This window comes from Marinifilum sp. D714 (assembly GCF_030851345.1).
Taxonomy (GTDB): domain Bacteria; phylum Bacteroidota; class Bacteroidia; order Bacteroidales; family Marinifilaceae; genus Marinifilum.
In genome coordinates this window covers 49959-65246 of the sequence record NZ_JALPNU010000010.1, presented here as the reverse complement: position 1 = coordinate 65246, position 15288 = coordinate 49959, and the positions used below count along the sequence as shown (strand labels likewise).

Here is a 15288-nt window from a genome sequence, read left to right as displayed (position 1 = left end):
AATGTTGTTGATGCTTGTAATATTTGATAATTCAAAAAGTTTATTTTTTGCTTTTATCAAATGATAACGGAGTGAAAAACCAATTTTTTGGGCTTTCATTAAATGATAATTGATTGAAAAAGCATTTTTTAGCTTTTCATTAAATGATAAAAGGACGAAAAATGAATTTTTTAGTCTTTTATTAAATGATAATTGCTTGAAGAATACATTTTTAGTTTTTAACTAAACAGGTATCGCAGAAAAAATAAAAAAGCTTTACCTAAATAGGAATTGGCTTACAAGAATTTTTGCAATAGTTAATCTGCATGAAAGAAACATGAAAATAAGCATCATAGGAATATCAGATTTAATTCCTGATTTTACAAAAAAAGAGTTGTCTCTGATTCAATCGGGAAAATATTTTGCCGGGGGAAGTCGTCATCGCGAATTGGTGGGTGATTATCTTCCAGAACAACACCATTGGCATGATATTGTAGTACCGTTATCAACACTGTATGATGCCATAAACCATTCCAACAGCGATTGGATTGTGTTTGCTTCAGGCGATCCATTGTTTTATGGAATTGGCATTACATTAAAACGTGAGATTCCCAATGCAGAGCTTGATATCCTTCCTGATTTTAATTCCCTGCAATTGCTGGCGCATCGTTTTAAATTGCCTTATGGCGAGTTTCAAACCATTACGCTTACCGGCAGATCTTTCGAGCGATTCGATCAGGCATTGATTAGAGGTCAGGAGAGAATGGGAATTCTTACCGATAGAAAAAATACGCCCAAAAGCATTGCCGAGCGAATGTTACAATACGGATATTCGAACTACAAAATGTACTATGGCGAGCGCTTGGGAGGCGAAAGAGAATTGGTGAAGGAGTTGAGCTTGGAAGAAGCATTGAGTTTGGATTTTAATCATCCGAATTGCTTTTACCTGGAAAAAAACGATGAGTCGATTCCTAGAAAGGGGATTAAAGAAAGTGATTTTGAACCTTTGGAAGGTCGACCAAAAATGATCACTAAAATGCCCATTCGTTTGGCAACACTTGCTTTAATGGAATTGCAAAATAAAAAGGTGTTTTGGGATGTTGGAGCATGCACGGGAAGTGTTTCCATCGAAGCTCGATTGAACCATCCGCATTTAAAGGTAAAATCTTTCGAGATTCGTGAAGAGTCAAGAGGGATTATTCAGCGCAATACAGAAACTTTCCAAACGCCGGGAATTGATATTTTTATTGGAGATTATTTGCAAACCGATAAGGCAGAAATAGAAAAACCAGATGCCGTTTTTGTTGGCGGTTATGGTGGAAAAATGGATGCAGTTCTGGATGATATTCATTTGCATTTGCTGGAAGGTGGAATCATTGCATTCAATTCGGTGAGCGAAAAAAGCAAACTTGGATTTAAGCAGTGGTGCAAAACAAATTCCTATCACAGAACGCATGAAATGCTGGTGAGTGTTGATGAATTTAATCCGATAACGATATTAATAGCCGAGAAAAAAGAAGGAAAATTAGATATATTTTGAGGGTCTCACTTCAAGTGAGGCTCTCAATAAAAAAATTAGAATTCTCCCCTTTTAGGGGAGATGGCGACAGCCAGAAGGGTGCTTTTTGATTATATTTTTCTTATTTCACCCTTTTTCCTGTCGAGTCCCGATAGTTATCGCGGATTCCCTAAAAGGGAAAAACTTAATTTGAAACGGGAGATGATTTTTTGCAGTTTCCAACGAGAAACAATAAGTAGTAAGTAAAGACCAAAACAGAACAAAATACATCATGTCAAAAATAATAATCACACATTCCGATAAGGGAGAGGCGCTTGCCAAACAGATTACCAGTAATGGCTTGGAGGCTGAAATTATACGCTCGCCAAAGAACTACGAAGAGCTTTGGGATAAATACGAAGCGTTAATTTTTATTGGAGCTTTGGGCATTTGCGTGCGCGAGATTGCAGCATTTTTAAATGATAAAAAAACAGATCCTGCGGTAATCAATATCGATGCCAACGGACAATTTGTTCAGCCTGTTGTTTCGGGACATTTGGGAGGGGCAAATCAATTGTCGGAAGATATTTCTCGTCTGTTGGGAGCAACACCTGTTGTTACTACTATTAGTGATACATCAGGATTGTGGGCATTGGATTTATTGCCGGAAAAACACAATTGGACCCTTGATTGTAAAGGCAATCTTACCCAATTGATGGCAGCTTTTGTGAACAGACAAAAAACAGCTTTGCTGCTTGAGGTTCGTGATAAAGGAAGTCTGGTTTTGGAAACAGAAAAACCTGATCATGTAGATGTATTTTTTAGTGCCGAGGAAATAAAGCTAGAAGAGTACCAGCTAATTTTGGCCGTAACCCCATTCGTTTATGATTTTGGAGCTAAAGTGATTTACTACCGTCCTAAAGTTGTACAATTGGGCGTAGGTTGTCAGCGCGATCTTCCTTTTGAGGCTTTCGAAACGGAATTGCTTTCAAAATTGAAATCGCAGCAAATTTCTCCTCTGTCTATTGCTGCTATCGGAACGGTTGATTTAAAAGCCGATGAAAAGGCATTGATTGAATTATCCGAAAAATGGAACATTCCAATGAATACATTTGGCGAAGAAGTATTATCACAATATGATATTCCAAATCCATCGCAAAAAGTAAGCGAGGTAACGGGAAGTTACAGCGTTTCCGAAGCTGCTGCTATGCACCTTTCGGGAAATGCTTTGTTGGTAGAAAAACAAAAAGCAAAGGCTGGTGATAAACATTTCACTTTTGCTTTGGCAATGGATAAGAATAGCGAGCGTAAAGGTTTTGTAGAGTTTGTTGGGGCAGGTCCCGGCGATCCGGAACTGGTTTCTGTTCGTGGAAAAAGAATGCTTCAAACGGCAGATATGATTCTGTATGCAGGTAGCTTGGTTCCAAAAGAATTGACCAATTATGCAAAGCCTGGATGTGTGGTAAATAGCTCGGCTGGCATGGATTTGATCACTCAGATTGAAAGCATGAAACCATATTACGATCGTGGATTGTTTGTGGTGCGTTTGCATACTGGTGATCCTTGTATTTATGGCGCTATTCAAGAACAAATGGCCATTATGGATCAGTTGAAATGGAGCTATCACATTACTCCGGGAATTTCTTCATTCCAGGCAGCAGCAGCAGCTTTGGAATCCCAGTTTACCATTCCAGAAGAGGTGCAAACCATCATACTAACTCGTGGTGAGGGAAGAACGCCAATTCCAGATCGTGAGCAATTGAACAAATTGGCCAGATCGCAAAGTACCATGTGTATTTACCTGAGTGCTTCCATTGCCGAAAAAGTTCAGGCACAACTTTTGGAGCATTATCCACCGGAAACACCTGTGGCGGTTTGCTACAAGCTAACCTGGAAGGATGAAAAAATCTACCGTTGTACGCTGGAAACTTTGGCAAAAACAGTAGAGGAAAACAATTTGAAAATGACTACCATGATTGTTGTGGGGAAAGCCATCGACAACCGATCGGGATTTTCAAAACTGTACGATAAGAAATTTACTCACGCATTTCGTGAGGGGAAATAGATTGTAAATACTTTCATGATGGAATGAGAATCACCTGCTGTCATGAAAGTTTTACCTTAATTGTGTGAATTAGGAATGAGAATTACCTGATTGAGCTAATTATTTTGATTTTACATTTCAGGACTTTTCTACTTTTTCACTATTTCAACTATTCAAGACTTTACTGATATGGTACTAATTTTTGGCGGAACAACAGAAGGAAAAAGAGTTGCTGAACTATTCGACATTATAGATCAGCAATATTTCTATTCCACAAAAACCGATTCACACAAACAAATTAAAGGCGAGCGTGTTTTTGGAGATATGGACAGCTCTAAAATAAAGGAGTTCTGTCAAAAAAAGGATATTCGATTGATTGTTGATGCGGCTCACCCTTTTGCCGTTTATTTGCATGATAACATTTATCGGGCAGCTCAGGAATTGGGAATTTCAACCATTCGCTACGAGCGAAAGTTTCCAGAAATCAAATCATTCAAACAGGTGCGCTTGTTCGATTCCTACGAGTGCATGACAGAGGTACTTTTACAAGAAGAGTATCAGAATATATTGGCCTTAACAGGTGTTCAAACTATCAACAAATTAAAGCCGCTTTGGAGTCAACGAACTTGTTATTTTAGAATTTTAGATACTGATCTTAGTCGACAAAAGGCAAGGGAAACAGATCTGGATTATCAGTATGTAATTCCAATGGATCCAAAGGCAGGAGTTGAGGAATTGGCGATTTTAACAAAGAAGTTGAATGCTGAAATTTTACTTTCGAAAGAGAGTGGAGAATCGGGTTTGTTTGAAACAAAAGAGAAAGTTGCCGAACAGTTGAATATACCTTTATGGGTAGTGAAGCGACCAGAGTTGCCTGCTTTCGATTATGTGGTGGATGATGCCAAATCTTTCCTGCAGCAATTCTACCAGGTAAAGAAAACGAGCCTAAAAATTGATGGACAATTGCGAAGTGGATTTACTACCGGAACCTGCTTAACTGCGGCTACAAAAGCTTGCCTTATTGCCTTGGCAGAAAAGGAATTTCCCAAATGGGTTGAGGTGGAGCTACCGGGAGGAGAAAAAGCCAGGTATGCTATTTTTCCAGAGAATTTATCAAGTAAATCAGCTTCTTGTGTGGTAATAAAAGATGCAGGTGATGATCCGGATGTGATTCATGGCAAAGAAATTGGTTGTGAATTGTCTGTTATGGATCAGTCAGGAGTTCAGTTTATAAGAGGAAAAGGTTTAGGTGTGGTTACTTTGCCTGGTTTACAGGTTCCTGTTGGTGAACCAGCCATTAATCCGGTTCCACGACAAATGGTTTCCAATGTTTTGGAAAAATTGTCTGAACAATACGAAATGGACTTGGCTTTTGAGGTGAAGGCCTTTATTCCTGAAGGAGAAGAGTTGGCCAAACTAACTTTTAATCCAAGAATTGGAGTGGAAGGTGGCATTTCAATCATAGGGACAACGGGAATTGTAAAGCCTTTATCGAATGAGGCATTTTTAGCCAGCATCAAACAACAGGTGAAGGTGGCCAAAGGAAATCAATGTGCCGAAATTGTTCTGACTTCAGGAAAAAGAAGTGAAAACAGGCTGAAAGATAAATTTCCATACTTGCCACAGGTAGCCTACATTCACTTTGGCAACTTGGTTGGCGATACCATAAAGTTGGCAGTTGATGAGGGAATGGAGAAAATTAATGTGGCCATCATGTTTGGAAAATCGGTAAAGCTTGCAGAAGGAAACATGAATACCCACAGTAAGAATGTGGTTTTTAATGCTGATTTTGTTGCTGGTTTGGCCAAGCAAGCTGGAAATTCTGATGAAATCCAAAATCAAATTAAAGAGTTGAAATTGGCCAATGCCATTTTGGATATCATTCCTTTTTCAGAGAATGAAGCATTCTACAATTTGGTAGCTCAGAAATGCCTGAAAAATTGTCAACAGCTGTTAAATGAATCTTGCACGCTACAGTTATTTCTTTTGGTTGGTGATGAGGGAATGATTATCGTGGAATAAAATTGATAATTCATTAATGTAATAAGCTGATCATTTTTGTAATTTTAGTGAAAAATAAATCCTGATGCACAGACCTTTAATTTTACTACTATTACTTCTGGTAAACATCAATTTATCAGCTCAAAAGGTAGATATTCTTTATTTTACCGATGCTCACCGTATTTTTCCTGTTGATGATGTAGAAGGAGGTCGAGGTGGAGTGGCGCGTTTGAAGACCATTGTAGATAAAAGCAAATCGGATAATTCAAATACCCTGGTAATTCATGGTGGCGACTTGTGTGGAGGCGTTCTGTTTGGCGGAATGTACAAAGGTTTGCCTATGATTGAGGCTTTTAATGAAGTTCCTGTCGACATCTGTAATTTTGGTCAGCACGAGTTTGATTTTGGGGTAGATCATACATTGGAACTTTTAAGTAAATCAAAATCGGAATGGTTTAGCTCTAATCTGAAAAACAGAGATGGTGAGCCTTTTGGCAAGTTACCAAAGTATCTGATTAAGAAAATTGGTGGAATTAAAATTGCATTTATCGGTTTAACCGATGCAATGAATTCTACCATGAAAAGCAATCGAGTAATACAGGAAGATTTATCAATTGCAATTTCTGATATTATCGAAGACCTGCAAAATGTGGATTTTTTAATTGCCATTACCCAAACGGATTTAGAAACCAACCGAAAACTTTTGGAGCAATTTCCGGATATCGATTTGGTGCTTACCGAGGAGCAATACGAATACGAAAGCAATGTGTTTTACAAAGGAAACAAGCCCATTGCGGCTACAGCAGGTAACATGAGTTCGGTTGCCAAGGTTAGTTTGCAAAAAGATAAAAGACCTTTGATTGATATCATTCCATTAGATGAAAATATTGCATCGGAAAAGTATTTGCGAGATATGGAAATCTACTATAAAAGAGACATGGAACTGAAATTGGCTGAAAAGATTTCTTACTTGGAGGTTCCATTGAATTGTAAAGATGGGATTACCAAGGAAAGTGCGGCTGGAAATTTGGTGAGCGATGCCTATAGGGAATGGCACAAATCTGACGTTGGCTTAATCAACGGAGGAGGAATTAGAACTGATATTCCCAAAGGTGATTTTACTTTAAAGTCGGCCCGATCATTATTGCCATTCGGTAATAAAATCTGCCAGATTCTAATAGCAGGAAAAGAACTCAAATCTTTGCTAAAGAAATATGCTGGCAATACCAAAGGACAATTGCTACATGTGTCAGGCATTTCGTATCAATACGATCAGAAAACAGATTCAATTCAAGTAAAATGGAAAGATAAGGAACTTTCTGATGATGAATTGCTAACTGTTTCCTTGAACAATTATTTTCTGAAAAAGCTTGATGTGGAATGTGATGTTTTAATTGATGAAACCGATGCAAATGCCAAAGAAGACTACGAAGTATTGCGTCAGTACTGCAAAAAACAAAAAGCCTTGCACCCAAAGGTACAAGGCCGATTCATGATTGTTCGTGAGTAGTTTACAAATTTAAGCTAAGTGTAAGGTAAAAGCTTCTTCCTGGCGCATAAATTGCCTGATTACTGCTTTTTACCGATCGACTCAAGTGTTCGTAGTAAGCTTCATCGAATAAATTTCTGATTCCTCCAATAATTTGAAAATGATCGGAAAACAAATAGCTTGCTTTAAAATCCAAAACAGTAAAATCAGGCGTTTCCGTTTCTCCATAATTTTCTGCAATCTGATCCTGTTTGGCTGCGTATCTTACCATTAATTCAGGTGTAAACTTTTGCTTACACAAATGTGCCCCCAAGCTGTATCGAATATCCAAAGGTGGAATCTCAGGTAATGGCTGATTGATCATCTTGTTTTTACCATAGGTATAAGCCAGATTCAATCTGTGATACAGGTTATTTGTGATGGATTGATTAAAACTGATTTCGAATCCTCGCATCACAGCTTTATTGATGTTTACAAATTGTTTTACTCCAGGCGCTGTAGCCATTAATGGAGTAAGATTTGGTCTTATTTCAGAACTGATATAATCGCGTAACCAAGAATTAAACAGGTTAATATTCAAGGAAAAATATTTCGTATTCCAATTAATATTATAATCAATTTGATAGTTAATTTCTGGGTCTAAATCAGGATTTCCAACTCTTTCGTAAGGATCAACATCAACAGGTATGTGGTTGATGAATCGTTCGGTTAAACTTCCACTTCTTTCTGCTCTTCCAAACCAAATCCCCATTCTAAGGTTTTCCGATAAATCTTTGCTAGCTCCAATGCTAAAAGAGAAATCGAATTCATCTGAGGGATCATTTGGATTGATACTGGTAAAGTTTTCAGCTTTATCTTTACTTTCTGCCGAATTTTGTTCTAATCTTGTTGAGGCTATGAAATAAGTCTCGTTCACCGCAAAATGATACTCTCCAAAAATACCGATTTTTTCAATTTTGCTGTCTTGCCAAATGTTGTCGTAAACTGTTTTGCCAGCCATTGGACCCATTAGCATTTCACGAGAACGAGTGCCATCCGCTTCCTCCTTTTTGTAATCAGCGCCTGCAAATAAAGAACTTTCCTTAAATTGAAAAGCAGCTTCCGATCTAAAAGCATAGTTTTTTGTTTCTGCCTTGGTAATCGCATTTACTTTTCGTGGATTTAAATTCTTTGTCAGATTATCCATTTCATGATCAACGAAAGATGCATTTGCCGATGTTGAAATGGAAGCCAAGGCTGAATTCTTGAAAGTGATTTTGTGTCCAAGACTGATCATCTTGGTGTCATCTTCTCGCAAATCCATATTTAAGGCGGGAAAATCAACATCTTCGGCATAGTTGCTATTGGCAGATACCTGGATATTTTGAGAATTGGAAAGTTTAAAATTGGTGGCGATTCCAATGTTTCTTCTGTTAAAACCCGAAGCTACTTTATCGCCATTGCCATCTTCATAGTCTGAACCCTTGCTGTATGCGCCAAAAACACCGAAATTGTAGAACTTGCCTTTTGCACCGGCCAATGCTTCGGTTCTGAATATTTCTCCGTTGCCTTCATAGCTTCCTGTTGCACGACCAAATGCGCTTGCTTTATCAATAAATCCATTGGTCGATGATTTAAAATGGATGCTGCCGCCAAAGGAATTACCATATCGTAATGAATGAGGACCTTTCATGATTTCTACCCTGTCTACCATGTTTAAAGGAATTTGACTAATGGGAGGATCCATTCGGTTGGGACAAGCTGCCGTAGCACTCATTCCATTATCCATTACAATGTTTAACTGATCGTATTTAAAACCTCGCATTACAGGATCGAAACCATAACTTCCACTTTTGCGAATTCCACCAATTAAACCCGATTGACTTAAGAATTCACCAGCATCATGCGATAATTTATCACTTGAATTGATTTGCATGGTTTCAGATTCTTTTGCTGTCCTTTTTCGTGCAATGACAGTGGTTGGTAACAAGCTAATGTAGGTTTTGTTCATATAAAGCTTGCCAGATTGTAATACAGCTTTTAATTCACTATCGGTAAGAGAAATTTTGCCATAGTTTATATGTGAAAGGTAAAGCTTTTCTCCTTCGATAAAGTTGATTGTAAATTTACCATTTGCATTGGTATTACCTTTCTGGTTTTGATAAAGAAAGTGAGCAAATGCAATGGGATGCTCAGTTTCCTGATCTAATAACTGAATTGTATTTTGAGAATATACCTGTATGTAAATGCATAGCATACAAGCAGTAATTATTTTTTTCATCCTTCGTTTTTATGTGTTCGAAACTATTGTGCATCAGAATTATTAGTGCACAAAAAATCGCAATACTGTAAGATTTACAATATTGAATCCATTAAAATAAAAATGAGATGTTTTGTGGAGGATGAAAAATATCTGATACATGCTTTTTTATAAGCTGAAAATGAAGAAGATTTTCATCAGTTATAGCATCTGAAATTTTTGGTTCTGGAATTAAATCAAAACAGCTTGAAATGAAGTTCAAGTTCTCTTTTTCGATATTGATTTTTTTCTTTTCCGACTCATTTTCCTCTTGTTGCTTTAGTTGTTTTTTAAGGTGACATTTTCCATTACACTCCATTTCCGGTTTATCTTTGTTTTCACAAATCTCGGCAAAGAAATCCTGATTGAATTTATAATGTAAAATGATAATGATATTCCCAGTTGATTGAACGGAGAGTATCAGTATTAACATGTATGTGAGGAAATGTTTCAATAAGTATTATAAGTTGGATGGTTAAGTAGTAAATTTAAAGATTTTAAATCAAAAAAATCTATGTAAAAACAGAAGAAGAAAGAAAATTATTTGCAGATCAACTTTGAATTTAAGAATTTTGATGGTTTTGAAAAATGAATAGAACATGAATAAATTTTTGATATTGTTCCTGCTGTCGGTGTTTGTTGCATCTTGTTCGGGAAAAAAATACACGGAGGAATTAAGAGTATTGCAGTTTAATATTTGGCAAGAGGGAACCCAGGTAGAAGGGGGATATGATGCCATTATTAAAGAGATTATCAGGACGAAAGCTGATTTAATTGCTTTGAGTGAGGTTCGAAATTATAACAATACCAATTTGTCAGAACGATTGGTTGCATCCCTTAAGAAGAAGGGATTTGAGTATTACTCTCTGAAAAGTCAGGATTCTGGTATATTGTCGCGCTATCCCATTACGTATCAGGAGGCTATTTATCCAGTGAAAGACGACAGGGGATCAGTATACAAAGCACTCATTGATATGAATGGCAGGAAGATTGCTTTCTATAGTGCGCATTTGGACTATAGAAATTGTGCATTGTACTTACCAAGAGGATATGATGGTTCGAGTTGGGAAAAACTAGATGCACCTCAAACCGATTTGAATGTAATTAGAGAAGATAATCTGGCTTCAAAACGAGATGATGCTATTCAGGTGTTTTTATCCGATGCTAAAAAAGAATTGGAAAAAGGAAGATTGGTTTTCTTAGGAGGAGACTTTAATGAACCTTCACATAGGGATTGGGTGGAAGAAAATAAAAATTTGTACGATCATAATGGGGTTGTGATGAAGTGGCATAATACACTTTCTCTTGAAAATTCAGGTTTTATTGATGCGTACAGAGAAATATATCCTAATCCAATAAGTCACCCGGGATTTACTTACCCAGCCGATAATCCATTAGTTGATATTAAGCGTTTGGCATGGAGTCCGGAGGCGGATGACAGGGATCGTATCGATTTTATTTTTTATTATCCCAATGCAAACCTAAGTTTAAAAGAGGTTGCTATTGTTGGCCCCAAAGGGTCGGTAAGTCGAAACCAGAGAATTGTAGAAACATCTCAAGATGTTTTTCTCCAGCCATTGGATGTTTGGCCTACTGATCACAAAGCAATATTGGCCACATTCAATTTGAAAAATTAGTAACAGTTGAGGATATAAAATTTTAAAGGAATGGATTGGGATTCCACCTTGGTTATTTTAGTGGAGAACTCAATCCATTCCCTTTAAATACTTCAGTTATGTTTTTAAAGATTAATCACCTTATCGGCATCGGCCTGAAGTGTTATAATGTCAGGCATGCTACCAACATTACCAACTTTTACTTTATCCAGTAAATTGTAATGATCAAGACAGGTTTTGCAGGCCAGCATACTTACTCCTTTATTTGCCAGGTTTTGTAAACCTTCCAAGGCTGGAGAATCTTCACAAATCAACTTTACACCAGCATTGTAGAATACAATTATTTTTGGTAATCTGTTTTCTGCATCCAATAGTTTAAAGTAATTAGTAGCCAATTTTAAGCCCAATTCTTCATTACCATTACCCATTCCATTTTGAGTAACTTGAATCAATGTATTTCTGTGCATGATTAATTTATGCTGATATAAGGTTCGTTACTGTTTATTCTTTCTACCAATTTTCCAATTGGATTTAAATCAAATCCTTCTCTTTTAGCCAAGCTGATAAACTCTTCAATATGATTGTCGTCAACAGCAACCAATAATCCACCACTTGTTTGCGGATCGCAAAGTAATGCCTTCTGATCTTCGGTAATTTCACCAATTAAATGTCCGTATGAAGCCCAGTTTCTTCTTGTTCCTCCAGGAGTACTTCCTTTCTGAATCAATTCTTCCACACCTTCAATTTTAGGAACATCATTGTAGTTGATTACTGCGTTTACATTACTTCCTTCACAGATTTCGCTTAAGTGACCCAACAAACCAAAACCAGTAACATCAGTCATCGATTTGATGTATTCTTGCTCGCCAAAAACAACTCCAACTTTATTCAAACTACACATTAAATCAACTGCAATTTGATTGTTTTCGTGAGCGATTAATTTCTTTTTCTCAGCAGTGGTTAAAACGCCAATACCAAGTGGTTTGGTTAGGAATAAGGTACAGTTTGGACTGGCTGTATTGTTTTTCTTTACTCTTTCGGTTGCAACAATTCCGTTAACCGATAAGCCAAAAACAGGATCGCCAATGTCGATAGAGTGTCCACCTGCCAATTGAATTCCAGCATTTGCACACACATCTCTGGCACCTTCAACTACTTTCTGAGCAATATCGGTAGAAAGTTTTTCCAAAGGCCAGGCAAGAATGGCCAAAGCCATAATTGGTTTTCCACCCATTGCATAAATGTCGCTTATGGCATTTGTAGCAGCAATTCGACCAAAATCGTATGGATCATCTACAATTGGAGTAAAGAAATCGGTTGTACTAATCAGAGCTTGACCGTTACCCAAGTCGTAAACTGCAGCGTCATCCTTCGTATCGTTACCAACCAGCAAGTTCGGATTGGGAATTCTTGGTGTGCTGCTTTTTAAAATGCATTCTAAATCTTTCGGTGAGATTTTACATCCACATCCGGCTCCCGGACTAAACTGTGTCAGTTTCTTTGTTTCCATTGTTTTTGTAATCTGTTAAATTATCTGGCAAAGATATCACTTTTTAATATTGGTTGTCATTCAACTTAAGGTCTAATTTTCACAATATTTATTTGCTCGAGATGAGTAAAATCTCTTAAATTTGATATTTGTGAATTTACATGATAGAGGATTGAAAAAGTTTGCTCCGATAAAATATTTGTTGCTGATTATTTGCGGTTTTGTAATACAATCATGTGTTACACAGAATAGATATCTGCAATCTGTAAATACTTGCGATGCATTTACATGTGTAAATGAGGTGGGTGCAAGTGAACAGTTGGAACTTCAAAAACAGGGCAAACGAAAATTACAGATTTACTTGATTCGACATGCCAAGCCCAATCTGAAAAAGAAACTGTTTTATTCAGCAAAACAGGCTCAGCAGTACGTTTATGATTACAATTCAGTGTCAATTGTTCCCTTCGATCCTAAAATGATAAAAGTCAATCTAAATCCTAATCATTTTATCTATTGTTCAAATTTGCCACGTTCGCAAGAAACAGCATTGGCAATATTTGGAAAAGATTTTACTGTGGTATCGGATTCTATTTTTAGAGAATATGAAATTAAAGTGGTAAAAGCCACTAGCATTATTAGATTGCCTTTGCCGATTTGGCAATTTTTTAGCCGTGGTAGTTGGTTGTTGGGTTTTAATCACAAAGGAATTGAAAGTAGGAAAGAGGCAAAACAAAGAGTAAAGTATGCCGTTGAGAATTTGATAAAGGTTGCAGAAAAAGAAGAAACTGCAGTTCTGGTTGCCCATGGCATGTTGAACCATGGATTAGAAAAACAATTAAAAAAACAAGGCTGGCAAGTCATTCAAAAAAACGGACAAACCAACCTGGGAGCAACGGTTCTTGTTAAGATTGTTGATTTAGAATAGAAAGTTATTTTTTTCGAATCATCATCAGACCATGACGGATAGGAAGCATTAAATTTTCAACTCTTTCATCATTCTGAATAAAATTATTAAAAGCTAGAATACCTTGTGTTTGCTTGTCTTTTGATTCGACTTCCTCTAAAACTTTACCATCCCACAAAACATCATCAGCCAATACAAAACCTCCTTGCTTTAGTTTTGGGTAAATAGCCTCGAAATATTCGATGTACTGTCTTTTGTCGGCATCTATAAAAACCAAATCAAATTCTTCATTGATGTTTGGAATGATATCTAATGCCTCGCCAATGTGAAACTCTATTTTGCCTTCACAGCCTGATTGCTTGATGAATTTACGAGTGAAATATTCCAATTCGTCATTGCAATCAATGGTATGAATTACACAATCATTTGATGTTCCCATTGCCATGCTAATTGCCGAATAACCAGTGTAAGTTCCAATTTCTAAAACTCGCTTTGGATTCATCATTTGGCAAATCATTTTCAGAAACTTGCCCTGCATGTGCCCCGATAACATTCTTGGACGTAGCATTTTAACATGGGTCTCGCGAGTGAGATCTTTTAAAATTTGATCTTCAGTTTCGGTATGTGTAAGGATGTATTCTTCCAGCTCTTTATTAATCTCCAACATGACTTATTTATACATCAAAGTGGTTAATCTATCTTTATTCAAAATTTCGTTGGCAACTTCCATTAATTGCTCTGCAGTTATCGACTCTACTTTTTGGTAAATCTCTTCCAAAGAATCAACTCGATTGTACAACAAGAAGCTTTTGCCAACATTAAGCATTAAGTTCTCGTTGTTTTCCGATGATATTGCAATTTGTCCAATCATCTGATTTTTTGCTTTGGTCAACTGTCCTGGTCCTAGCTTTTTTGTACAAAGCAAATCCATTTCCTTATGGATAAGGCTAAGGCATTTGTCTAAATATCCCTTATCAGTACCAAAATAAATGCTAAAAACTCCGGTATCGGCATATGGCGTGTAGTTTGCTTCAATATTATAGGCTAATCCGTGCTTTTCGCGCAATGAAAGATTCAGTCGCGAATTCATTCCTGGGCCACCAAGTATATTTGTTAAAAGTGATAACGGAATTCGGCGATCATCATTTGCATCATAGGCAACATTTCCCAAAACACAGTGTCTTTGGTAAGTATTTTTTATCAAGGTTTGAGTTCTTGGTTTGTAGGAATTTGGCTTTTTTCTCTTGTCTACACGTATGTTTTCTGCAATTCCTCCAAAATACTTTTCAACCATCTTTACCAACTTCTTGAAAGGAATATTTCCCACAGAACTAATAACCATCTGATCTGTGTGATAATTATTTCTGATGAAGTTTAAGATATCATCTCGTTTGAAGGCTTTAATATGTTTGGGTGTACCTAAAATATTTCTTCCTATCGGATCTTTTTTGAAAATTAATTCCTCAAAATCATCAAAAATCAGTTCTGACGGAGAATCTTTATATGAATTGATTTCGTCGAGAATTACCTCTTTCTCTTTTTCCAGTTCTTTTTCCGGGAAAACAGAATTAAATGTGATATCGCTTATTAACTCAAGAGCTCTTTTGTAATCTTTATCCAAAAAAGTAGTGTAAACACATGTTTCTTCCTTGGTAGTGTAGGCATTTAGTTCTCCACCTACATCTTCCATGCGGCTAAGTATGTGATATGCTTTACGTTTTGTTGTCCCTTTAAACACAACATGCTCTATAAAGTGAGCAATTCCCCATTCGTCCTCTTTCTCATCACGGGAACCGGTATTCAAAATAATTCCGCAATGTGCAACATTTGCCTTAACCGGTCGATGGATTAACCGGATACCATTTGATAATGTGTAAGTTTCGAATACCATATACTTTTTTATTAGGCTGCAAAGGTAACAAGAAGTTTAGAATCCGATTAAAATTCCTTTCTATTTTTCTTGATTTTATTTGGTGATGTAAATTTTTTA

General features: G+C 36.8%; 12 protein-coding genes. 6 read left to right on the top strand and 6 right to left on the bottom strand.

Translation table 11 applies throughout. The annotated features are described in order from the left end of the window. Nucleotides 1–316 precede the first annotated feature (316 nt). From cbiE to M0051_RS11175, 4 genes are all read left to right on the top strand, one after another. The gene (cbiE, locus tag M0051_RS11190) at nt 317–1519 is read left to right on the top strand and encodes a precorrin-6y C5,15-methyltransferase (decarboxylating) subunit CbiE (protein WP_306741620.1); all 1203 of its coding nucleotides are present in this window, start codon (nt 317–319) and stop codon (nt 1517–1519) included. Nucleotides 1520–1769: 250 nt separating this feature from the next. After that, nucleotides 1770–3542: a precorrin-4 C(11)-methyltransferase gene (gene cobM, locus M0051_RS11185; protein WP_306741619.1), complete on the top strand. Its 1773-nt coding sequence runs from the start codon at nt 1770–1772 to the stop codon at nt 3540–3542. A gap of 168 nt (nt 3543–3710) precedes the next feature. Next, entirely contained in the window at nt 3711–5543 is a 1833-nt protein-coding gene (gene cbiD / locus M0051_RS11180) for a cobalt-precorrin-5B (C(1))-methyltransferase CbiD (RefSeq protein ID WP_306741618.1), read from the top strand. A 64-nt stretch (nt 5544–5607) separates the two neighbouring features. Then, nucleotides 5608–7032 carry a bifunctional UDP-sugar hydrolase/5'-nucleotidase gene (locus tag M0051_RS11175; RefSeq protein ID WP_306741617.1) on the top strand — a complete coding sequence of 475 codons (1425 nt, stop codon included), beginning with the start codon at nt 5608–5610 and terminating at the stop codon, nt 7030–7032. A gap of 1 nt (nt 7033) precedes the next feature. Here M0051_RS11175 and M0051_RS11170 read toward each other — a convergent pair whose 3' ends face one another. Further along, nucleotides 7034–9271, bottom strand: a complete 2238-nt coding sequence (locus M0051_RS11170; RefSeq protein WP_306741616.1) for a TonB-dependent receptor domain-containing protein — start codon at nt 9269–9271, stop codon at nt 7034–7036. Between the two features lie 91 nt (nt 9272–9362). Beyond that, a complete protein-coding gene (locus M0051_RS11165) occupies nt 9363–9722 on the bottom strand; it encodes a hypothetical protein (protein ID WP_306741615.1) in 360 nt (119 codons plus the stop codon). Nucleotides 9723–9888: 166 nt separating this feature from the next. Here M0051_RS11165 and M0051_RS11160 point away from each other — a divergent pair, with 166 nt between their 5' ends. Then, nucleotides 9889–10926: an endonuclease/exonuclease/phosphatase family protein gene (locus M0051_RS11160; RefSeq protein WP_306741614.1), complete on the top strand. Its 1038-nt coding sequence runs from the start codon at nt 9889–9891 to the stop codon at nt 10924–10926. A gap of 104 nt (nt 10927–11030) precedes the next feature. Here M0051_RS11160 and yedF read toward each other — a convergent pair whose 3' ends face one another. Continuing rightward, complete coding sequence (gene yedF / locus M0051_RS11155; protein ID WP_054721010.1) at nt 11031–11372, bottom strand: sulfurtransferase-like selenium metabolism protein YedF; 342 nt, start codon at nt 11370–11372, stop codon at nt 11031–11033. 2 nt (nt 11373–11374) lie between these two features. Further along, complete coding sequence (gene selD, locus M0051_RS11150; protein WP_306741613.1) at nt 11375–12415, bottom strand: selenide, water dikinase SelD; 1041 nt, start codon at nt 12413–12415, stop codon at nt 11375–11377. Nucleotides 12416–12545: 130 nt separating this feature from the next. Here selD and M0051_RS11145 point away from each other — a divergent pair, with 130 nt between their 5' ends. Next, on the top strand, nt 12546–13319 hold the full coding sequence (locus M0051_RS11145; RefSeq protein ID WP_306741612.1) for a histidine phosphatase family protein: 774 nt from the start codon (nt 12546–12548) through the stop codon (nt 13317–13319). Nucleotides 13320–13323: 4 nt separating this feature from the next. Here the strand turns inward: M0051_RS11145 and M0051_RS11140 are convergent, their stop codons facing one another. After that, the gene (locus tag M0051_RS11140) at nt 13324–13965 is read right to left on the bottom strand and encodes an O-methyltransferase (RefSeq protein ID WP_306741611.1); all 642 of its coding nucleotides are present in this window, start codon (nt 13963–13965) and stop codon (nt 13324–13326) included. Nucleotides 13966–13968: 3 nt separating this feature from the next. Next, nucleotides 13969–15189 carry a pitrilysin family protein gene (locus tag M0051_RS11135; protein ID WP_306741610.1) on the bottom strand — a complete coding sequence of 407 codons (1221 nt, stop codon included), beginning with the start codon at nt 15187–15189 and terminating at the stop codon, nt 13969–13971. Nucleotides 15190–15288: the final 99 nt, after the last annotated feature.

Excerpts from the sequence above, each read along its gene's own strand:
- cbiE (WP_306741620.1), top strand. The coding sequence starts at position 317 with ATGAAAATAAGCATCATAGGAATATCAGATTTAATTCCTGATTTTACA.
- cobM (WP_306741619.1), top strand. The coding sequence starts at position 1,770 with ATGTCAAAAATAATAATCACACATTCCGATAAGGGAGAGGCGCTTGCC.
- cbiD (WP_306741618.1), top strand. The coding sequence starts at position 3,711 with ATGGTACTAATTTTTGGCGGAACAACAGAAGGAAAAAGAGTTGCTGAA.
- M0051_RS11175 (WP_306741617.1), top strand. The coding sequence starts at position 5,608 with ATGCACAGACCTTTAATTTTACTACTATTACTTCTGGTAAACATCAAT.
- M0051_RS11170 (WP_306741616.1), bottom strand. The coding sequence starts at position 9,271 with ATGAAAAAAATAATTACTGCTTGTATGCTATGCATTTACATACAGGTA.
- M0051_RS11165 (WP_306741615.1), bottom strand. The coding sequence starts at position 9,722 with ATGTTAATACTGATACTCTCCGTTCAATCAACTGGGAATATCATTATC.
- M0051_RS11160 (WP_306741614.1), top strand. The coding sequence starts at position 9,889 with ATGAATAAATTTTTGATATTGTTCCTGCTGTCGGTGTTTGTTGCATCT.
- yedF (WP_054721010.1), bottom strand. The coding sequence starts at position 11,372 with ATGCACAGAAATACATTGATTCAAGTTACTCAAAATGGAATGGGTAAT.
- selD (WP_306741613.1), bottom strand. The coding sequence starts at position 12,415 with ATGGAAACAAAGAAACTGACACAGTTTAGTCCGGGAGCCGGATGTGGA.
- M0051_RS11140 (WP_306741611.1), bottom strand. The coding sequence starts at position 13,965 with ATGTTGGAGATTAATAAAGAGCTGGAAGAATACATCCTTACACATACC.
- M0051_RS11135 (WP_306741610.1), bottom strand. The coding sequence starts at position 15,189 with ATGGTATTCGAAACTTACACATTATCAAATGGTATCCGGTTAATCCAT.